At 74.2% G+C, this 20,605-nt stretch carries 17 protein-coding genes; 10 read left to right on the forward strand and 7 right to left on the reverse strand.

Annotated elements, in window-relative coordinates:
* Positions 1-248 precede the first annotated feature (248 nt).
* From AB0947_RS32145 to AB0947_RS32165, 5 genes are all read left to right on the forward strand, one after another.
* A complete protein-coding gene (locus tag AB0947_RS32145; RefSeq protein ID WP_366753881.1) occupies positions 249-1,427 on the forward strand; it encodes a pyridoxal phosphate-dependent aminotransferase in 1,179 nt (392 codons plus the stop codon).
* A gap of 64 nt (positions 1,428-1,491) precedes the next feature.
* A complete protein-coding gene (mtnA, locus tag AB0947_RS32150) occupies positions 1,492-3,279 on the forward strand; it encodes an S-methyl-5-thioribose-1-phosphate isomerase (RefSeq protein ID WP_366753882.1) in 1,788 nt (595 codons plus the stop codon).
* Positions 3,276-3,854, forward strand: a complete 579-nt coding sequence (locus AB0947_RS32155; RefSeq protein ID WP_366753883.1) for a cupin — start codon at positions 3,276-3,278, stop codon at positions 3,852-3,854. Before mtnA ends, AB0947_RS32155 begins: the two co-directional genes overlap by 4 nt.
* A complete protein-coding gene (gene mtnC, locus AB0947_RS32160; protein WP_366753884.1) occupies positions 3,851-4,621 on the forward strand; it encodes an acireductone synthase in 771 nt (256 codons plus the stop codon). Before AB0947_RS32155 ends, mtnC begins: the two co-directional genes overlap by 4 nt.
* Positions 4,618-5,466: an S-methyl-5'-thioadenosine phosphorylase gene (locus AB0947_RS32165; RefSeq protein WP_366753885.1), complete on the forward strand. Its 849-nt coding sequence runs from the start codon at positions 4,618-4,620 to the stop codon at positions 5,464-5,466. The genes mtnC and AB0947_RS32165 overlap by 4 nt, the downstream gene beginning before the upstream one ends.
* A gap of 80 nt (positions 5,467-5,546) precedes the next feature.
* Here AB0947_RS32165 and AB0947_RS32170 read toward each other — a convergent pair whose 3' ends face one another.
* The 6 genes from AB0947_RS32170 to AB0947_RS32195 are packed head-to-tail and all read right to left on the reverse strand — an operon-like array spanning position 5,547 to position 11,626.
* On the reverse strand, positions 5,547-6,977 hold the full coding sequence (locus AB0947_RS32170) for a nucleotide pyrophosphatase/phosphodiesterase family protein (protein ID WP_366753886.1): 1,431 nt from the start codon (positions 6,975-6,977) through the stop codon (positions 5,547-5,549).
* Complete coding sequence (gene eboE, locus AB0947_RS32175; protein ID WP_366753887.1) at positions 6,974-8,212, reverse strand: metabolite traffic protein EboE; 1,239 nt, start codon at positions 8,210-8,212, stop codon at positions 6,974-6,976. The genes AB0947_RS32170 and eboE overlap by 4 nt, the downstream gene beginning before the upstream one ends.
* 4 nt (positions 8,213-8,216) lie before the next feature.
* Complete coding sequence (locus AB0947_RS32180) at positions 8,217-9,092, reverse strand: TatD family hydrolase (protein WP_366753888.1); 876 nt, start codon at positions 9,090-9,092, stop codon at positions 8,217-8,219.
* Between the two features lie 10 nt (positions 9,093-9,102).
* Complete coding sequence (locus AB0947_RS32185; RefSeq protein WP_366753889.1) at positions 9,103-9,882, reverse strand: EboA domain-containing protein; 780 nt, start codon at positions 9,880-9,882, stop codon at positions 9,103-9,105.
* Positions 9,879-10,742 carry a sugar phosphate isomerase/epimerase family protein gene (locus tag AB0947_RS32190; RefSeq protein WP_366753890.1) on the reverse strand — a complete coding sequence of 288 codons (864 nt, stop codon included), beginning with the start codon at positions 10,740-10,742 and terminating at the stop codon, positions 9,879-9,881. The genes AB0947_RS32185 and AB0947_RS32190 overlap by 4 nt, the downstream gene beginning before the upstream one ends.
* The gene (locus AB0947_RS32195; protein WP_366753891.1) at positions 10,739-11,626 is read right to left on the reverse strand and encodes an SCO3242 family prenyltransferase; all 888 of its coding nucleotides are present in this window, start codon (positions 11,624-11,626) and stop codon (positions 10,739-10,741) included. Before AB0947_RS32195 ends, AB0947_RS32190 begins: the two co-directional genes overlap by 4 nt.
* A 412-nt stretch (positions 11,627-12,038) precedes the next feature.
* Between AB0947_RS32195 and AB0947_RS32200 the strand changes: the two genes are divergently transcribed.
* The 3 genes from AB0947_RS32200 (at position 12,039) to AB0947_RS32210 (ending at position 17,349) form a co-directional block, all read left to right on the forward strand.
* Entirely contained in the window at positions 12,039-15,020 is a 2,982-nt protein-coding gene (locus AB0947_RS32200) for a LuxR C-terminal-related transcriptional regulator (RefSeq protein ID WP_366753892.1), read from the forward strand.
* A complete protein-coding gene (locus tag AB0947_RS32205) occupies positions 15,017-16,255 on the forward strand; it encodes an MFS transporter (RefSeq protein ID WP_366753893.1) in 1,239 nt (412 codons plus the stop codon). Before AB0947_RS32200 ends, AB0947_RS32205 begins: the two co-directional genes overlap by 4 nt.
* A 122-nt stretch (positions 16,256-16,377) precedes the next feature.
* Positions 16,378-17,349, forward strand: a complete 972-nt coding sequence (locus AB0947_RS32210) for a class I SAM-dependent methyltransferase (RefSeq protein ID WP_366753894.1) — start codon at positions 16,378-16,380, stop codon at positions 17,347-17,349.
* A 23-nt stretch (positions 17,350-17,372) separates the two neighbouring features.
* Here AB0947_RS32210 and AB0947_RS32215 read toward each other — a convergent pair whose 3' ends face one another.
* The gene (locus AB0947_RS32215) at positions 17,373-18,242 is read right to left on the reverse strand and encodes an endonuclease/exonuclease/phosphatase family protein (RefSeq protein ID WP_366753895.1); all 870 of its coding nucleotides are present in this window, start codon (positions 18,240-18,242) and stop codon (positions 17,373-17,375) included.
* A 300-nt stretch (positions 18,243-18,542) separates the two neighbouring features.
* Between AB0947_RS32215 and AB0947_RS32220 the strand changes: the two genes are divergently transcribed.
* Both AB0947_RS32220 and AB0947_RS32225 read left to right on the forward strand, forming a co-directional pair.
* Positions 18,543-19,481 carry an aldo/keto reductase gene (locus AB0947_RS32220; protein WP_366753896.1) on the forward strand — a complete coding sequence of 313 codons (939 nt, stop codon included), beginning with the start codon at positions 18,543-18,545 and terminating at the stop codon, positions 19,479-19,481.
* A 49-nt stretch (positions 19,482-19,530) separates the two neighbouring features.
* Positions 19,531-20,583, forward strand: a complete 1,053-nt coding sequence (locus AB0947_RS32225; protein WP_366753897.1) for a Gfo/Idh/MocA family oxidoreductase — start codon at positions 19,531-19,533, stop codon at positions 20,581-20,583.
* Positions 20,584-20,605 lie beyond the last annotated feature (22 nt).

Genomic DNA, 20,605 nt, shown 5'->3' on the forward strand with positions numbered 1-20,605 from the left:
GAACAGCGCCCTCCAGGGCCCGGTACCCACCGGGCCCTGGAGGGCTTCGGGCTACCCTGGAACGGTCCGGGCCAAGGCACCGGCGAGGCCCGCGGCCGAGGCCGCGGGCAGCACCCCCTTCGGCCGTGACCGGGCACCCGGCAACCCGCCCCATGAGCCTGCCCGTTCGAGTGATCCGGCCCCACCGGCCGGCACCGCAGGATGGCGGCACACAAGTGGACGACAACACGTGCGAAGGGGTGTGGCCCATGGGAGGCAGGCCGCTGCTGAACCGACGGCTGGCCGGGCTGGGAACGACGATCTTCGCGGAGATGTCGGCCATCGCCGCGGCCACGGGGGCCATCAACCTCGGCCAGGGCTTCCCGGACACGGACGGCCCGGCCCGCGTGGCCGAGGCGGCTGTCCGGGCGATCGGCCGGGGGCACGGCAACCAGTACCCGCCGAGCCAAGGAGTGCCCGAGCTGCGCCGGGCCGTCGCCGAGCACCAGCAGCGCTTCTACGGCCTGGTCCGCGACCCGGACACGGAGGTGGTGATCACCACCGGCGCCACGGAGGCGATCGCGGCCGCGCTGCTGGCACTGCTGGAACCGGGTGACGAGGTGATCACCCTCGACCCTTCCTACGACGCGTACGCGGCCTGCATCGCCATGGCCGGCGGGGTGCGGGTGCCCGTCACCCTGCGCGCCCCCTCCTTCCGCCCGGACCTCGACGAGCTGTACGCGGCAGTCACCCCGCGCACCCGGCTGATCCTGCTCAACTCCCCGCACAACCCCACCGGAACGGTCCTCGGCCCGGCAGAACTGACGGCGATCGCCGCACTGGCCGTCGACCGCGACCTGCTGGTCGTCTCGGACGAGGTCTACGAACACCTCGTCTACGACGGCGTCCGTCATGTGCCCATCGCGTCGCTGCCCGGCATGGGCGAGCGCACCCTGTCGATCTCCTCGCTGGGCAAGTCCTTCTCGTTCACCGGCTGGAAGACCGGCTGGGCGACCGGTCCCGCCGGCCTCGTGGCCGCGGTGCAGACCGCCAGGCAGTACCTCACGTTCACCGCTCCCGGCCCCTTCCAGTACGCCGCCGCCGAGGCGCTGCGGCTTCCCGACGACTACTTCGCCGGACTGCGCGACGACATGCGGCACCGCCGCGATCTGCTGGCCGACGGCCTGCGGGAAGCCGGTCTGGACGTCTTCCGGCCCCAGGGCACCTACTTCGTCACCGCCGACATCACACCCCTCGGACACCGGGACGCGGTGGCGTTCTGCCGTGAGCTGCCCGAGCGCTGCGGGGTCGTCGCCGTTCCCCACTCCGTCTTCCACGCGGACCCGGAGGCGGGCCGTTCCCTGGTCCGCTTCGCGTTCTGCAAGCGGACCGAGGTCCTGTCCGAAGCCGTCACCAGGCTCACGTCACTGCGCGGCCGGCCCGCCTGACCGCGGGGCGCCCGCCCTGCCCGTGCCGCCCCCGCTCCCGACCGCTCCCGACACGAGGAGAGTCATGTCCCCGCGCCACCCCGCCCCGCCGGTCACCCACGACGTCCCCGCCACGGTCCCCGCGCCCGCCGCCGGCCCCGCGGCGGGCCCGCCGCCGGTCTCCCTCGCCTGGGACGACGGCACCGTCCGGGTCGTCGACCAGCGGGCCCTGCCCCACGAACACCGCTGGCTGCGGCTGGAGAGCGTGGACGAGCTGATCGCCGCCATCCGCTCGCTCGCGGTCCGCGGTGCCCCGGCGATCGGCCTGGCCGGCGCCCTCGGTGTCGCCCTCGCCGCGCACCGCCACACCGGCCCCGACGGACGTGCCGACGAAGCGGCGGTGCGCGCCGACGCGGCGCGTATCGCCGCCGCACGGCCCACCGCGGTCAATCTGACGTGGGCGGTCTCCCGCGTGCTCGGGCGGCTGGCCGAGGGGCCGCGGGCGGTACTGGCGGAGGCGCAGGCGATGCTGGCGGAGGACGCCGCGGCGAACCGGGCCGCGGCCGTCCGCGCGGCGGACCTGGTGACCGGGCTGCTGCCCGGGCGGCGGCTGCGGATCCTCACCCACTGCAACACCGGGCGGCTGGCCACCGCGGCCGGCGGAACCGCGCTCGGCACCATCCTGGAACTGCACGCGCGCGGTCTGGTCGCCGAGGTGCTGGTCGACGAGACCCGCCCGCTGCTGCAGGGCGCCCGGCTGACGGCGTGGGAACTGGCCGAGGCGCGGATCCCCTACCGGCTGTGCCCGGACTCGGCCGCGGCCGCCGCGATGTCCCGGTCCATGGTGGACTGCGTTCTGGTGGGCGCCGACCGGGTGGCGGTCAACGGGGACACCGCCAACAAGATCGGCACGTACGGTCTGGCGGTCGCCGCCGCACGCAACGCGGTGCCCTTCGTCGTCGTCGCCCCGGACTCCTCGTGGGACCCGGAACTGCCCGACGGGACCGGGATCGTGATCGAGGAGCGCGACGCCGACGAAGTCACCTCGGTCGCGGGGGTCCGTGTCGCTCCCGGCGGCGCCGCCGTGTTCAACCCGGCCTTCGACGTGACGCCCGGCGAGCTGATCACCGCTGTCGTCTCCGAGCACCGGACCCTGCGCCCCGCCGGCCCGGCCGCGGCCGGCAGCCCGGACCCCGGTGCGCGGACGCGCGCCGCCCGTGAGCTCACCGAGCTGTCCCGGGTCCTGTACGAGCGCGGCTGGATGCCGGGTACCGCCGGGAACCTGTCGGTGCGGGTGCCGGGCGCCGGGTCGTCGGCGCTGATCACCGCCAGCGGCCGGGACAAGGGCGCGCTGACCCCCGACGACGTGGTCACCGTGGACACCGGGACCGGTGAGCCCGTGCCGGGCGGCGGCGCCCGGCGGGCCTCGGCGGAGGTGTCCCTCCACGCCGCCGTCTACCGGAGCACCGACGCGGGTGCCGTGGTGCACGTGCACTCGCCCTACGCGACCGCGGTGGCCCGTCGGCTCTCCGGCACCGGCGAGGTGACCTGGCTGCCGCTGGAGGACCTCGAACTGCTCAAAGGGCTCGGTCTCGCCGACGCGGCCCGCACCCGTCTGCCCGTCTTCCCCAACTGGCCCGACGTACCGCGCATCGCGGCGGCGGTGTCCGCCTGGCTGGCCGAGTCCCCCGAGGCGCCGCCGGCCCTGCTCATCGCCGACCACGGCGTCTCCGTGTGGGGGCGTGATCTGGCCGAGGCCCGCAACCGCCTGGAGTGCGTCGAGGCCATGTGCCATCTGCTGCTGCTCACCGGCGGACCGGAACTCCCCCACCGGCCCGCCGTCCCCTCGCGAGGAAAGGACCCACTGCTGTGACCCTGTTGCAGATCATGCCGGACGACGCTCCGCACGAGGTGCTGCTGCGCACCCTGGACACCGCGGAGATCGCCCGTGAACTGGCGGCCCACCAGGTGACCCTGCGGCACTGGCCGCTGCGCGCCACCGTGACCCCCGGACTCGCCGACGGCGCCCTGCTCGACCTGTACCGCGCGGAGGTCGCCGAGCTGTGCGCGAGCGAGTCGATGACGGTGGTCGACGTCGCCCGGTTGCACGTGGAGCCCGGCGAGGAGTGGCGGCGCCGAGCGAGCCGGGCCCGGTCGGCGTTCCTGGAGGAGCACCGGCACGCCGAGGACGAGGTGCGGTTCTTCGCGCACGGGCGCGGCTGCTTCAGTCTCCACCTCGGCGACCGCGTGTACGCGGTGGTCTGCGAGGCGGGCGACCTGCTGTCCGTACCGGCCGGGACCCGGCACTGGTTCGACATGGGCGAGCGTCCCGACTTCGCGGCGATCCGCTTCTTCCGGGAGGAGGACGGCTGGGTCGGCGACTTCACCGGCACGTCGATCGCCGCGGGCTTCCCAGGGCTGGACGACCTGACGGAGGGCGGCCTGTGATCAGCGTCCCGGCGCGCGTGGTCGTGCTCGACATCGAGGGCACCACCGGATCGGCCTCCCACGTGCACGACGTGCTCTTCCCCTTCGCCCGGCGGCGGCTGGCGCACTGGTTCGCCGCACACCGCGGCGATCCCCGGCGGGACGCCGTCCTGGCAGCCGTCTCCGCGCTGACCGGCCGTGCGGAACTCGACGAGGCCGCGGCGGTGACCGTGCTGGAGCAGTGGTCCGACGACGACGTCAAGGCCGCCCCGCTCAAGACCGTCCAGGGACTGATCTGGGCGCAGGGGTACGCTGACGGCTCGCTCACCGGTCACGTCTACCGAGAGGTGCCGGGGCAACTGCGCCGCTGGCGGTCGGCCGGCACACGCGTCTTCACCTATTCGTCCGGCTCCGCCGCCGCCCAGCTGGACTGGTTCCGCCACACCGCACACGGCGACCTGTCCGTCCTGCTGCACGGCCGGTTCGACCTGGACAGCGCCGGGCCCAAGGACGACCCGCTCTCCTACCGGAGGATCAGCCGGGCGATCCGGGCAGCGGCGCGGCACATCGTCTTCCTGAGCGACACCGCCCGTGAACTGGACGCGGCGGCCGCCGCCGGCTGGCAGACGGTGGGCGTGCGCCGGAGCGACGACGAGCGCGGCCCCCTCGTGCCCGGCCACCCCACGGTCCCGGCCCTCGACCTGCTGCGCGTCGAACCGGTTGCGGACACGGTCACCACCCACCCGGGCGGTTCGGCGCCCGGACGAGATGAGGAGTCCCTCGCATGAACAAGCCGTTTCCCGCCCGCTCGGAGTCCGGGCGCATCGCCGAGATCGGCGTGATCGGCGGCACCGGACTGTACCGGCTGCTGACCGGCGCGACCGAAGTGGTGGTGGAGACGCCCTACGGCGATCCGTCCGACGCGCTCACCGTGGGCACCGTGGCGGGCCGGCGGGTGGCGTTCCTGCCCCGGCACGGCCGCGGTCACACACTGCCGCCGCACCGCATCAACTACCGCGCCAATCTGTGGGCGCTGCGCGCGGCCGGGGTACGGCAGATCCTCGCCCCCTGCGCGGTCGGTTCGCTGCGGCGGGACCTCGGGCCGGGCAGTGTCGTCGTTCCCGACCAGGTGGTGGACCGCACCAGTGGCCGGCCCCGCACCTTCTACGACGACGTGGTCCAGCACGTCTCCTTCGCCGACCCGTACTGCGACACCGGCCGGTCGGCGGTGCTCAAGGCCGCCGCCGCGTCGGGCACCGTGTCCGCGACCGACGGCGGGACGATGGTGGTGGTCGACGGGCCGAGGTTCTCCACCCGGGCGGAGTCCCGGCAGTACGCCGCGGCGGGCTGGTCGCTGGTCAACATGACCGGGATGCCGGAGGCCGCGCTCGCCCGTGAACTGGCGGTCTGCTACACCTCGGTGGCCCTGGTCACCGACCTCGACGCCGGTGTCGACGCCGCGGAGAGCGTCGCGCAGGAGGACGTCTACGAGGTGTTCGCCCGCAACATGGAGATGCTGCGCGGTCTCGTGCTCGACACGATCGACCTGCTTCCCGCCGAACGCGACTGCCGCTGCTCCCGGGCGCTGGACGGCATGGAACCGCCCCTCGGCCTCCCCGGCCCCACCTCGTGAGGCCCTCCCCCTGACATCCTCCGGGCAGCCCGGGAGGCGGGCTGCCCGGAGGTACGCCGGGCGTCGTTCGCCGCGACCGCTCAGCCCGCGGCGGGGGCCGCAGCGGGCGACGGGCTCGTCGTGCGGTCCGTACCGGCGCCCGGCCGCGCGCCCAGCAGTTCGAGCAGCAGTCCCTTCACCTCGGTCGCGGCCAGGCGCTCGCGGGCGATGCCCGCCCTGCCGCACAGCAGCACCGGTCCGTCCGCCGGATCGTCGGGAAGCCGTCCGTGACTGCCCCGGACTCCGCCCGGGTCGAGCGGCACGGTGCGGATGCGATACCGCAGCCCCGCCTTCTTGCGGGCCACCGAGGCCGCGGCGCGCAGCCGGACCGCCGGCACCGTCGGGTCGAACAGCAGCTCCGCGGGGTCGTATCCGGGCTTGGCGTGAATGTCGACCTGGCGGGCGAAGTCCGGAGCCAGGGCGTCGTCGAGCCAGTAGTAGTAGGTGCACCAGGCGTCCGGTTCGGCCACGACGACCAGTTCCCCGGCTCGCTCGTGGTCCAGCCCGTGGCGCCGCTTGCCCGGCTCGTCCAGTACCTCCGCCACTCCGTCCAGGGCTTCCAGCACTTCCCTGGCCCGTGTCAGGTCCGCGGGGTCGGCCACGTACACGTGGGCGAGCTGGTGGTCGGCGACCGCGAAGGCGCGGGAGGTGCGCGGGTCCAGGTACTCCATGCCGTCCTGGGTGTGCACTTCGAGCAGTCCGGCCCGGCGCAGGGCCCGGTTGACGTCGACGGGGCGCCGCACGGGGGTGATGCCGTACTCGCTGAGCACCACCACGGTGGCGTCCTCACGTCGCAGGTGGTCCAGGAACGGCCGCAGCGCGGCGTCCAGTTCGCGTGCCGCCCGCTCCGCCTGCGCGGAGTGAGGGCCGTGGCGCTGGAGGTCGTAGTCGAGATGCGGCACGTAGACCAGGCTGAGGTCCGGCCGGTGCGTGTCGAACACGTGCTTGGCGGCGGCCAGGATCCAGCGCGTGGACGTGAGATCGGCCGTGGGCCCCCAGTACGAGAACAGCGGGAACCTGCCGAACCTCTCGGTGAGTTCGTCGTGCAGCGCCGGGGGCCAGGTGTAGCAGTCGGCCTCCTTGCGGCCGTCGGAGTAGTAGACCGGGCGGGGCGTGACCGTCCAGTCGACATCCGCGCCCATCGCGTACCACCAGCAGATGTTGGCCACGGTGAGACCGGGCCTGCTCCGGCGCGCGGCCTGCCACAGCTTCTCACCGCCCACCAGCGCGTTGTGCTGTCGCCACAGCAGGACCTCGCCGAGATCGCGGAAGTACCAGCCGTTGGCGACCACGCCGTGTCCGCGGGGCGGTTCTCCGGTGAGCAGGGTGGACTGCATCGAGCAGGTGACCGCCGGCAGTACCGGTTCCAGAGCCGCGACGGTCCCGCCGTCCGCGACCGCGCGGACGGCGGGCATGTGGTGCAGCAGACGCGGGGTAAGACCCACGACGTTGAGGACGACCAGCCGGCTCATGCTCTGCTCTCCTGTGGACGGGCGGCCGTCGGGCCGCTGTGGTGCCGGGTGCCGCGGGGTCCGCGGTCGTTGAGGTCTTCCAGGCCGGCGGCGACGAGCGCGTCCGCGGCCCAGGCCAGTTCGGCGGCGATGCCCGCCGCCAGACCGTCCGGACCCGCGGGCTGCTCCCCGGCCGGCAGCACCGTCCAGGTGTAGGTCTCCACCTCCAGGTGCCGGACACGTGCGCGTTCCCCTCCGACGAGCGCGTCGAGGGCGCCGGTCAGGGTGGGACCGGTGGCGTGCAGCGGGGGAGCGGGGTCGGCGTGCAGGGGGATGTGGAAGTGCACGCGCCACGGCCCCTCGCGGTCCAGCGCCCCGTCCAGCGCCCCGGCCAGGTCGTCGGTGCCACGCACCGTGCCGTCCGGGGCACGCGTGCGCGTCTGGTGCAGGAAGCGGGGCTCGGCGTAGCGGCCGAGGGCTTCGCGCACGGTGTCGAGGTCCGGGCGGTCCACCCGGAGCGCGCGGGACAGCTGGGCCTTGACCACGGGCAGGCCGGCGCCCGCCAGTGTGCCCAGCGCCGCCTGCGGTTCCTCGAACTGCACGGCCAGGTGGCAGGTGTCCAGGCAGACGCCCAGCCACCGGTGGTCGAGCCCGTTCCAGGCGAGCGCCGCCTGACCGGTGGTCTCCACCACGCAGCCCGGCTCCGGTTCGAGTCCCACCCGTACGGTGCGGCCGAGCTCCCGGTGCAGCGCGGCCAGCCCCTCGGCCAGCTCGTCGAGCAGCGCCAGGGCGGCGGCCTGCCGTCCGGCGGTCCAGGGGTCCCGCCAGCCCAGCGGCAGGGTGGACACACTGCCGTACGCGACGTCGTCGGGCAGCAGGCCGGCCAGCACCCTGGCGCAGTCGAGGGTGTAGTCCAGACGGCGGCGATCGGTCCAGTCCGGCAGGTAGACGGCCTTCTTGACCCGGGGCTGGTGGAATCCGGCGTACGGAAAGGCGTTCAGGGTCACCACCTCCAGCCCCCGCCGCCGCAGTTGGGCGGCCAGCCACGCGGTGCGCTCGGGCCGGGCGGCCAGCTCCCGGGCGGCGTCGCGGGCGAGCCAGAGTCCCAGGCCCAGCACCGGCACGCCCAGCCGCTCGCGCACGGGCACGGCGTACCGGTCGAACTGGGCGACGATGTCGGCGAGGGTTTCGGCCGGGTGCACGTTGGTGCAGTACGCGAGATGGACCAGGCTGCCGTCGCGGTGGCGGAAGCGCATGGCCTCACCGTTCTCCGCGTCGCAGCGAGTTGCCCGCGTAGACGGCGGGCACCTCCGCCTCCCGGCCGGCCCCGGCGGTCTCGACGCCGTCCAGGTCCAGCCGGCCGCTCTGCCCGTAGAACCGCACGGGGTTGCGCCACAGCACCGCGTCCACCGCGTCGTGCCCGAAACCGGCCTCCAGCATGGCCTCGGCGGTCTCCCGGGTCGTCAGCGGGTCGCTGTCGCCCCAGTCGGCGGCGGAGTCGACCAGGATCCGCTCGGTGCCGAAGCGCCGGAGCACCTGTGTCATCCGCCGCGCGCTCATCTTGGTCTCGGGATAGACGGAGAACCCCATCCAGCAGCCGGTTGCGGCCACCAGATCCACCGTGGTCTCGTTGAGGTGGTCGACGAGCACCCGCTCCGGCGGGATGCCCGACTCGCGGACCACGTCGAGGGTCCGTCTGACTCCGGCGGCCTTGTCCCGGTGCGGGGTGTGCACCAGTACGGGCAGTCCGTGCGTGACGGCCAGTTCCAGCTGGGTGGCGAACGCCTCGTCCTCGGCCGGGGTCATGGAGTCGTATCCGATCTCCCCGACGGCGACCACTCCGTCCTTGCGCAGATACCGCGGGAGCAGGTCGAGCACCCCGGTGCAACGGGGGTCGTTCGCCTCCTTGGGGTTCAGCGCGAGGGCGCAGTGGTGGCGGATGCCGAACTGGGCGGCACGGAAGGGCTCGAAGCCGAGGAGGCTGTCGAAGTAGTCGACGAAGCTGCCGACGGAGGTGCGGGGCTGGCCGAGCCAGAACGACGGCTCCACCAGCGCGCGCACCCCGGCCTCCCGCATGCGCGCGTAGTCGTGGGTGGTGCGGGAGGTCATGTGCACATGGGGGTCGAAGATCCGCATGGGGGCTCCTTCAGTGGTGCGGGGCGTCGGCCGGGGTCGGGCAGGCGCTGGTGAAACGGGCCAGCGCGCGGCGGGCGGCCGCCCGCCGCTCCGGCTGGGCGCTGTCCGCCTCCTCGGGCAGTCCGGAGGCGTCCACGGCCTTCGGGAAGCGGGCCAGCAGGGGCCACACGTCATCCGGCACCTCGCGGCCCGCCGCGACCCGCTCGTGGGCGAAGTCGGCGAGCATCCGTGCCAGTTCACCGTCGGCGCGGCGGTCCAGTCCGGCCACCGCGGCCAGCGGCACGCCCATGAAGAGGCACTTGAGCACGGTCTGCCGGTAGCCGGCGGCGTCCAGATGACGGGCGGCGTACCGGCCGACCGCCGCGCCGACCAGGTTCGGGTCGTGCGTGCGCAGCGCGTCCGTGACCAGCTCCACCGCGCCGCCTCCCAGTTCCGGGCGGACTCCCTCCAGCACCGGGAGCCCGAGCAGCACGGCGCGCCGTTCCGGGGCGGCGCCGGCCTGGTAGACCTCCCGCAGTGTCCGGGCGAGAGGCACCTGCTCCGGCCGCACGGCGGCCAGCAGGACCACCCGGGCCGCGTCCGCGACGCTCCAGCCGGGGGGCGGGAGCACGCGTCCTTCGTCGGCGTCCAGGTGCAGCGGTGCGCGGCCGCAGCAGCGGCCGACGACGGGGAACAGGTCGTGGATCGCGGCGGTGTCGGCGGCGACCGCGCGTGCCGCGGCCTCCAGCCAGTCTCGCGCGGAACCGGTCAGCCGGTCCTCGAGCGCGTCGCAGAGCGGGCTGATCATCATGCCTCCTGCAGTCGTACGGCGTCGCGCAGGAAGGCCAGCGACCGCCGTGCCACGTCCGGGGCGGAGTCGGCCCCGTCCTGGATCTCCACCGAAACCAGCCCCCGGTGACCCCCTTCCGCGAGTGCGCGCAGCACCGGCGGGAAGTCGATCTCGCCCTGGCCGAACTCCAGGTGCTGGTGGACACCGCGCCGCATGTCCTCGATCTGCACATGGGCCAGGTAGGGCAGGGCCCTTCGCACGCAGTCGAGGACCGGCCGGGGTTCCACGCAGTGCGCGTGTCCGATGTCGAGGGTGAGCCCGAGCAGGGGATGGTTCCCCAGCCGCGCGCGGAGTTCCTCGAAGCGGTCCAGGACGTTGACGAACATGTCGGGCTCCGGCTCCAGGGCGAGCGTGATCCCGTGCGCCTCGGCGGCCTCGAGCACCTCCGCGCAGCCCGACGCCAGCCGGTCCCAGGCCAGTTCCCGCGGCACTCCGTGCGGTACGTGCCCGCTGCACAGGTGCACGACCCGGGCGCCCACCTCCGCGCCGATCCGCACGGCACGCTTGATCAGGCCGATGCGCCCGCTGCGGCCGTGGTCGTGCATCAGCCCGGGGGAGTGGGCCCGGCCGCGGTCGAGCAGGTAGGGGTCGCCGGTCTCGATCACCACGGAGAGGCCGAGCCGGTCCAGCAGTCGTGCCAGACGGGCTGTGAGCGCCGGCAGGGCGGGCGCGTACGGGTCGAGGTGCCGGCGCGACAGGGTCAGTCCCACGCCCTGGTAGCCGAGGTCGGCGATGATCCGCAGGGCCGTGTCCAGATCGTGGCCCGTGAATCCGTTGGTGCCGTAGCCGAACCGGAAGGGTGTCGTTCCGTGGTCGCTCATGTCGCCGGCACCGCCTTGGTGAGCCGTCCCGCCAGCGGACCGGCGGCGGCGACCACCGCCGCCCGCACCGGGGCTCCGGCCGCCGCGGTCAGAGCGGCCTGCAACGGCAGCAGTCCGACGATGCCCGCGCCCACGGCCTGTCTGATCCGTCGGGCCGACGGGTCGGCCGCGGCGGCGGTCAGCGCACGTCCGTAGCCGAGCAGATAACGCGCCGACGAGGCGAGCGCGGCCGCCCGGCCGGGCCGGTCCGGCGTCCGGGCGGCGAGCGCACCCACGGCGAGCACGGCACCGGCGGCGCAGGCCAGTGCCGCCAGGGGCGCACTCGGCGCAGCGCCCGTGACCTCGTGCCTGCTCAGGGCCGTGACACCGTACGTGTGCAGCGCGACGACCGCGGCCGGCCCGCAGGCGCCGGCGCCGCCGCCCATGAGCACGTCCAGCCCCCGCGCAGCCGACATGACGGCCGGTCCCGCGGGGGTGTCCTTGAGGAGGAGGTCGTACGCCCACACGCCGGCGGCCAGGGGAACGGCCGTGGCCAGGCCCGGCCGGCGACCGAAGCCGCCGGCCAGGACGAGGCCGGCGGCCGTGAGCCCGGTGGCGACGGCCAGTGCCGTCCCACGGCTCAGCTCGCCGCGCGGGATCGGCCGTTCGGGTCGCTCCAGCGCGTCGAGCGGTGCGTCGGCGTAGTCGTTGAGAGCCATCCCGGCCCAGTACAGGCAGACGGCGGATGCCGCCATACCGAGCGTACGGCGGTCCGTGGAACGACCCGCGGCGGCAGCCCCGGCGATCACGTCACCGGGTACCGAAAGGGCCGCCGGAGCCCGTACCAGACGAGCCAGGGAAGAGGCGGAAAAGCGTGTCCGGTAGTTTCTCCTGCTTTTTCTCACGGGAGCAGGCTAGCGGGATTTCCGCAGACGGAAGAGCGAGGTTCTGAAATCCATTCAGAGGCTACCCGTCATGACGGGGTGAAATCGTCCGGGGCTACCGGAACAAGTGATGTGCGGGGGCCAGGGCGGTGGCAAGCCCTGGACAACGGCGGCTCTGTACACGCTTCTTGAAGCGGATCGGAGGTCCCGGACCCGCGGGACCGTGAAGGCTGGACCTGATTCCCGGTTCCGTGATTCCTGTTCCGGGAATCCGTTCCCGGAATTCCAGGGCCGCGTTGACGTGACTTTTCCCGGCGACGGCCGGATGAAAAGGTTTGGCCTTGGCCGGAGACCCGCGGGCATACGCGGTCGTCGAAGCTCGGAGTTTCGCGCGAACGGCCGGGAAACTCCTCTGCGCAAGGGATTGAGCACCGTGACTGAAGAACTTCGCGGCCGGGAACCGGCGCTGGAGCTGCTCACCGGCGCCCTTGCCTCGGCTGCCCGCGGGCAGGGCGGGGCCGTCCTCCTGGAAGGGCCGCCGGGCAGCGGGCGCAGCAGGATGCTGGCGGAAGTCGTGCACCGCGCGCTCAACCACGGTTTCACCGTGTGCCGGGCCATCGGCGACCACGTCCGTCATCCGGCCTTCCTCGCCCCGCTCGGCCTCTCCTCCGCCCCCGCCGACCCGGACGGTTCGGAAGGCGATCCGGTCCGGCAGCTCACCGGCCACCTCGCCGCGGGACGCGTCACCGGACCCATCCTGCTGGCCCTGGACGACGTGCAGTGGGCCGAGCCGGCCACGCTCTCGGCGCTGCGCGGACTGTCCGGTCTGCTGTCCACGGAGCCGCTGCCGGTCCTCATGGTCGTCACCCGCCCCGCGGAGCGGGGTTCCGACGCCGTCGACCGGCTGATCGCGGCCCTGACCGACGACGGAGCCGTGCACTGCGCACTGGGACCGTTGTCCGCCCAGGCCGCCGCCGCCCTGCTCACCGACGTCCTGGGGGCCGCGCCCGACGAGGCCCTCACCGACCTGTGCTCGGCGGCCGGGGGACTGCCGGCCCGGCTGATCGAACTCGCCGAGACGTTGCGGGACACCGGAGCGGTGCGGATCGCCGACGGCCGTGCCACGCCGGCGGAGGGGCCGCTGCCCGACCGGCTGCGCGGCCTCGCCCTGCGGCCCGTCCTCGGGCTCTCCGGTCTGGCCCGCTCCGTGCTGGACGTCACCGCCGCCCTCGGTCCGTCGGCGTCCCTGGCCGACCTCGCCCTGGCACTCGACCGCGGCGTCATGGTCCTCATGCCCGCCGTCCAGGAATGTGTCGACGCGGGCGCACTGGTCGCCAGCGACCGGTGCCTCACCTTCCGGCACACCCTGCTGTGGCGCGCCGTGCGGGACGCCGTACCGCTCCCGGTGCGCAGCGCGCTCCAGCGGGAACTGGGCGAACTCCTCGCGAGCCGCGGCGACTTCCGGGCCGCGGTCAGGCACCTGGCCGCGGCGCTCCGCGCCGGCGAAGCCGGGGTGGCGCCCAGCCTGGAACTCGCCGGACGCGAACTGCTGCGGCAGGCCCCCGTCGAGGCCGTACGGCTCCTCGAACGGGCCGTCGACTCCGTTCCCCGGCAGTCCGAGAAGGCCGCGCTGCTCTCCGTCGTCACCAGCGGGCTGACCGCTCAGGGCCGGTTGCGCCAGGCCGCCGACACGGCGCGTACCGCACTGGCCCGCGCGTGCCCGCCCGGTGCGGCGGCCGAACTCTCCACCGCCCTGGCCGAGATCGAGCTGATGACCGGCTCCCCGCAGGCCGCCGCCGAACGGGTGGAACCGCTGCTGGCCTCGGTCGCCACCCCGGACCTGACGCGCCTGCGGGCGCTCGCCGTCCGTACGCGCGCCCACTGCTCACCGTCGGACCCCGCCGACGTCCACCGCGCCGCCGACGCCCTCGGCGCCGCGGCGGCGGACGCCGGGCTCGGGGCCGGCACCCACGCCGACGCCGCCGCACGTCTCCTGCGGGCCACGGCCCGCTGGCACGAGGGCCGCGCCGCCGACACCCTCGCGGAACTGCGGCTGCCACCGGAGCACACCACCGAGCACACCCACCCGGACGGGTACTACTGGGATCCGCGTCCGGGGCTCGCCGGCGCCCTGGTGGACCTCGGCGCGTTCACCGAGGCCCGCACGGTGCTGGCCGCCCTGGGCAACGAGTTCGACGACCTGGACCTGCCCGCCTGGCAGCCGTCCGTACTGGCGCCGATGGCGGTGCTCGCTCTGGAGACCGGAGACCTGGACGCGGCGACCGAGCAGGCCGCCGCCGTGCTGGAGAGCACGGCCGACGGCCTGCTGCTCCCCGCCCACCTGCTCGCCCTCTCCGTACAGGCCGAGGCGGCGCTGCGCAGAGGACTGCCCCACGAGGCGGAAGCGCCCGCGGCACGACTGCTGTCCATGCTGCGGACGGACCGCTTCGACCTGGCCGCCGGGCGTGCGCTGCGTGCCGTACTGCGCGCCACCGAGGTGCGCGGCGGCCCGGACGAGGTCCTCGCGGTCCTCGCGGATCTGGCCGCCGACGGCACGGGCCGGGAAGACGCCTGTGCCCTCGACATCCTGCCCGCCCTCCTGCTGGCGGGCCCGGCCACCCCCGCCTGGCTCATCCGAGTGGCTCGCACGGCCGGGGACGAGCGACTGGCCGCGCGCGTCGCCGAACTGGCCCGGCGTGCGGACGACGCCAGTCCAGGACTCGCCGCGACGGGCACCGCCGCGGCACACGCCGACGGACTGCTGCGCGGATCACCGACCCTGCTGTGCCAGGGCGCCGCGGGCCACCCCGATCCGTGGTCGCGGGCGCAGGCCGAGGAGGACCTGGCCGACCTCGTGCTCGCCACCGGGGACGGCGGCGGCGACGCCCGCAAGGAGCAGGGCGTGCGCCGGCTCCAGCAGGCCCTCGACGGCTACGAAGCGGCCCGGTCGGCCCTCGACGCGGCCCGCGTCCGCGGCATGTTGCGCCGGCTCGGCGTGCGCAGGCGGCACTGGACCTACGCCAGCCGCCCCACCACCGGCTGGCCGAGCCTCACCGACACCGAGCGCGCGGTGGCCGACCTGGTCGCCCAGGGACTGACCAACCGGGAGACCGCGCAGCACATGTTCCTGTCCCCCTACACCGTCAACTTCCACCTCCGGCAGATCTTCCGCAAACTCGGCATCACCTCAAGAGTGGAACTCGCCCGCATGTACCGTGACCCCGAACCATCCGAGCCGGCCCGGGAGCCGGTCCTCCCGCCGGACGCGCCCGCCGCCCGCTCCCGGGCGTCCGGGCACCAGCGCCCGCGCCCGGTCCGCCGGTCCCACACCGACCTGAACGCCAAGCCGGCGCACGTCGCGTCGGCCACCCCCGGGGCCCTGACCACACGCGGGACCCAGGGAGGCCGGCGATGAGCGGGGGGCCCGTACGCGCGGCCCCCCGCGCCGGCGGACGCACGCGCGAGCGGCTGCCCCGGGCCGTGTGGCTGCTGGTGGCGATCGTCTTCGTGTCCTCCCTGTGCGCGGCCGCGATCGCCCCCGTCCTGACCGTGCGGGCCGCGCGGCTGACCACCGACACGGCAGCGGTGCCGGCCGTGGTCAGCGCCTACTTCCTCGCCCGGCTGATCCTCACCCCGGTCGCCGGCCGGTTCGTGTCCACCGGGCACGCACGCCTGGCCCTGCCCGCCGGCCTGCTGCTGACCGCCGTCAGCACCGCTGCCGCGGGACAGGCCACCGGTTACGGGCAGCTGCTGCTGCTGCGGGTCGTCGGCGGGGTCGGGTCCACCCTCTTCACCGTGTCCGCGGTGGCCGTGCTCGTGGCCGCCGCTCCCGACACCCTGCGCGGCCGGGCCTTCGGCGTGTGGTCGGTGGGGTTCGAGGTCGGCAGCGTGCTGGGTCCCCTGGTCGGGGCCGGGCTCCTCGCCGTCGCCCGCGATGCCCCGTTCACCGTCACCGGCGCGTGCCTGGCCGTCGCCGCGCTGGCCGCCGCGAGGCTGCTGCGCCCGGACGTGCCGTCCGGAAGCACGCCCGGCACGGCTGCCGGTACAGGCGCCGCGGGGCTGCGCCAGGTGCTGGCACACCGCACCTACAGGGCGGCCCTGGTGTCCAACTTCGCGGTCGGATGGGGCGCCTACGGCGTTCCGGTCTCGCTCCTGCCGCTGTACGCGCAGGCCCGGTTCGCCCACGCCGGCACGCTGGCGTCGCTGTGCCTGACGGCGTTCGCCGTCGGCAACGCCCTCGTGCTGCCCGTGGCAGGCCGCCTCACCGACGCCAAGGGCCGCCGACCGGTCGCCCTCACCGGTCTGGCGATGTCCGTCGTGGGACTCGCCGGCATCGGCTTCAGCGGCGGTCCGCTGCCGCTGCTGACAGCCGCTGTGCTGACCGGCCTCGGCTGCGGTGCCACGGCCCCGGCACACGGTGCGGCCGTGGCGGACGTGGTGGGACCCGACACCGCGGGCGGTTCGGCACTGGCGGCCTTCCAACTGGTCGCCGACACCGGCGCCGTGGTGGGCCCCGTGCTGGCCGGGCTCACCGCGGCCACGGTGTCCTACCCGGCCGCGTTCGTCCTCACCGCCGCGGTGCCGGCCGCGGCCTTCGCCGTGTGGCTGCGTGCGCCGGAGACCCGGCCCGCCCAGCTCGCCTCGGCATGACCCCGCGGGCCGCGCGCAGACCAGCCGCGACGCGCCTGTGCCACCTACCCCCAGAACGCCGCTCAGCGGGCCTCCGGCGCCCATGCCGGTGGCCCCGAACCGGACAACGAAGGTGATCACACATGTTCAGCCACAAGGAAGAGAAGAACTGGCTCGCCCGGGAGCGGGAGATCGAGTCCGCGACCGCCGGCGGATTCGGTCCCGTCGGCCAGGTGTGCGCCTGGACGGAGCCCACTCCGTTCGCCCTGTTCCAGTACTTCCTGCTCCGGGAGGGAGCACGGACCTGGCTGGGCCGCAAGCTGGTTCCGCCGGGCCGTATCGACCCCGCCTCCGTGCTCACCCCGCGCATGCTCATGGGGGAGTTCGAGACCCTGAGGTTCACCCGGGAGAAGGTGGTGTTCTACTACACGCCCCGGCCGGCCGAGGAGGGGGCCGCGGCCCTCGCACGGGCGGCGAAGGACCCTGAGGCGGACATCGACTTCCCCTTCCCCCGGCTGACGGAGGACTGGCGGGAGGCGCTGGTGCCCGCCGAGGTCTGGGACGGCAGCGCGGAACTGGCGGAGAGCCTCGACCCGGACGAGTCCCACTTCCGGGCGGTCAGCGTCGAGCGGCTGCGCGACCTGGTGCGACCGGGCGACACCCTCTACGACCCCGCCTGCTCCACGGGCACCTACATCTCCTCGCTGGCCCGGGCGTTCCCGCAGTGCCGGATCCTGGCCTCGGACGCGTCACCGCACATGGTCGAGGCGGCCCGGCGGAAGGTACCCGGGGCGTTCGTCGCCGACGGGCTCGGCTCGCCGGTCCCCGACGCTTCCGTCCAGGTGCTCATCATGCGGTTCCTCAACGCGGAGGTGATGCCCGCCGACGTGGCCGTCGAGGGATTCCGCACGCTCGCCCGGCTGATCGCCCCGGGCGGTCACGCCCTGGTGTTCGGTCACACACCGGTGCTGCCAGTGGTCCGCCGGCTCGCCGCCGAGACCGGGCTGCGGGTGGTGTCCTCCATCGCCGCGCACCCGGACGCCGAGGACGAGATCTTCCAGTTCTACGTCCTGCGGCGTCCGGACTCCTCCGACGAGGCCTCGCGGGAGCGATGACCGGACCGGCCGTCGTCCCGCGCTCAGCCGCGGGACGACGGCCCCCGCAGCCGCAGCCGGATCGCCGCGTGGTCCGAGGCCGCGAGCCCGTCGGTCTCCTCCCACGGACGCGTCACCTGGTCGTAGGACTCGATGCTCGACAGCAGCGAGGGTGACGCGAGGAAGAGGTCGATCCGCCGGGGCGGGTCCCCGTCCGTCGGTGTCCGGTACGTGGGCCTTCGGTCTCCGGTGTGGGCGGCGACGTCCACCAGCAGCGGACGGCTGTCGGCACCGAGGAGAGCACCCAGCGGCGAACGGTCCGCCGCCGTCTCCCCGGGCATCAGATGGTTGCCGATCCGATGGGCCGGCACGGAGGACCAGTCCGGCTCCGGATCTCCGGGTGCGATCGAGTTGGCGTCCAGCGCCACGAGGGTCTGGGCGAGGGCGTGCGGCCCGATGAACCCGCGCAGCCGGTCCGACTCGATCCGGCGGTTGAGCGGACTGTACGGATCGAGGTGGGCCACCACGAACCGTATGGGAGCGGTCCGGCCCGGCAGGCGCAGGACCGCGCAGCCGAAGCCGTGCCACTCCACCAGCTCGTGCGGATAGCAGTCGGTCTCGACCAGCTCCACCTCCGGCCGCCACAGCACCGCCTGGTGGCAGCCGGTCTTCGCGGGAAACAGCGCGCCGTCCATGTCCAGGCTCCGCTTGGTGTCCTCGAAGAGCGCCTGGCCGTCCAGGTCCCAGCACCATGCCTCGGTGACGAGGAGCACGGTCGGCCGTTCCCGCAGGATCAGCCGCCGCTGCACCTCCCAGCGGGCGTGATCGCCGCGGTGCCGCTCGAAGCCGGTCTCGTAGAGGTTCCAGAACATGACGGTGTCCGTGCCGTCACCGCCCTGCGGGAGGCCCGTCACCGCTCACGCCGTCCGACGCCGTCGTGCGCAGCCGTCCGGTGGCTCATCTGCTGATTCCTCCCAGCTCGTCGGGCACCGCCCGCGGGCGGCAGCGGGCAGTGGTCCCGCCCACCCAACTCACCACGCGGCGGCGGGACGGGCCAACCGTGCAACCGGGTGGAATCCCCGCACCTCCCACCGGTCCGGAAGCCGCGTGGATCCCGCCTGTTCAGGTGAGGTGGACGTCCCTTCCCCCGCCACACGATGGCCCCGGAGCACGTGCAACGAGCACGCGCCGGACGTGTGAAAGGGCGTGAGCGGATGAAGTACCGCGTACTCGGCCGAGGGGGGCCGAAGGTCTCCGTGATCGGGCTCGGGACCACCGCCTTCATGGGCATCTTCGGCCGCCGGGATCCCGGGGCCGTCGCCGACACGCTGCGACTCGGACTCGACAACGGCATCAACCTCGTGGACACCGCGCCCTCCTACGGCAACGGGTTCGCCGAGACCATGCTCGGAACCGTGCTGCGCGGACGCCGGCACGAGGTGGTCCTGACGACCAAGGTCGGCTGCTACGCGCCCGAGGAGTTCGACTTCTCGGAGCAGCGCATCAGATCCGGACTCGAGGACAGCCTGCGCCGGCTGGAAACCGACCACGTCGACGTCCTGCTTGCTCATGACATCGAGTACGCGGACCCCCGGCACGTCACCACGGTGGTGCTGCCGCTGCTGGAGAAGCTCAAGGCGGAGGGCAAGGCCCGTGCCGTGGGTGTGTCCGGGCTGCCGCTGTCGGTGCTGGACACCGCTGTCGGCGCCGCCGAGCTGGACGTGGTGCTGTCCTACTGCCGGTACGGCGTGCACGACACGTCCCTGACGGCTGCCGCGCGCCGCTGGCGGGAGCGCGGCACCGGGACGGTGCTGGGCAGCGCGGTCGCCATGGGGCTGCTCACCCAGGCGGGCCCTCCCCGCTGGCACCCGGCCCCGCCGGAGCTGCGTGCCGCGGCCGCCCGTGCCGCCGCGCTGTGCGCCGAACGCGGCGCCGATCTCGCGACGCTCACCATTCAGTTCGCCTTCGCGAACGACGCCTTGGGGAGCGTGCTGACCGGCACGGCCGACGGCGACCATCTGCGCGCCATGATCCGGGCCCTGGACACCACCCCCGACCCGCAGCTGCTGGCCGATGTGCGGTCGGTCTTCGCCGGCGTGGCGAACCCGACCTGGCCGTCCGGAAACGGCCTCTGGCCGGACGACGGCTCATGACGGCCGCCCCGTACCAGGCAGGCACCCCACGACGACTGGAGACTTTCGCATGAGCACATCACACACGTCGGTGAACTCGACCAGGGACCAGGCGGATGAGACGACGTTGCGTTTCGGAGTGGTGGGACTCGGCTTCGGCCGGTGCCACGCGAAGGTGCTGTCCGCCATGGAGGGGGTCGAGCTGGTCGCCGTCGCCGATCTTCACCCGGAGGAACAGGGCATCGACCTGGAGCCGTGGGCCGCGAAGCTGGGGGCCCGCGGATATCGTGACGGGCTCCGCATGCTGGCCGAGGAGACCCTGGACGCGGTGGTGATCGCCGTACCGCCGAAGAGCCGCGAACGGCTGGTGACCGCGGCCGGCGAACGGGGCGTCGCCATCTTCCTGGAGAAGCCCTTCGCCGCGGACGAGGCGGACAGCGCGGCCATGACCGAGGTCCTCGGCCGTTTCCCGGGTCTGCCGGTGATGGTGGACTTCTGCCTGCGTCACCTGCCCGCGGTCGCCCGGCTGCGCGAACTGCTCGACGGGCCGCTGGGCGAAGGTCTCCTCGTCAACGCCGACCTCGTGCTGCCGCGCCACGACAGCCCCGCGTGGGTGTGGGACCCGGCGGTCGGCAACGGCGTGGTCAACGAGAACACCTGCCACATGCTCGACACCCTGTGCTTCCTCCTGGGCGAACCGGTGTCCGTGCAGGCCGCGGGCGGCTCCTACCTCGGCAGCCCGCTGGAGGACGGCGTGGGAGTCGTCGTCGGCTTCGCCTCGGGCGCCACCGCGGTGCTCACCGGAGGCGCCCTGGGCGCGGAGGCGATGCGCACGCCGGCCACACTGTCGGTCTACTCGCGCCACGGGCAGGCCCGGCTCACCGGCCGGGACCACATGTTCGCCGGCCTGGAATGGGCGGAGGCCGGTGCCGAGGCACCGGTGCAGGAGACGTGGCAGCTGCCCTCGCGGGGCGACATCAGCGCCTACGCGCTGGCTCACTTCGCCCAGTCGCTGAAGACGGGGTCCGCGCCCTCACCGGGGCGCGCGGCCGGGGTGCGTGCCGTCCGGCTCGCCGTGGCCATCCGCGAGGCGCTGACCAGCGGTGCGGCCGTCAAGGTCTGAGAGCGGACGCCTGCGCGGGCCG

The sequence above is a fragment of the Streptomyces sp. NPDC047841 genome (genome assembly GCF_040704085.1).
Classification (GTDB): domain Bacteria; phylum Actinomycetota; class Actinomycetes; order Streptomycetales; family Streptomycetaceae; genus Streptomyces; species Streptomyces argyrophylli.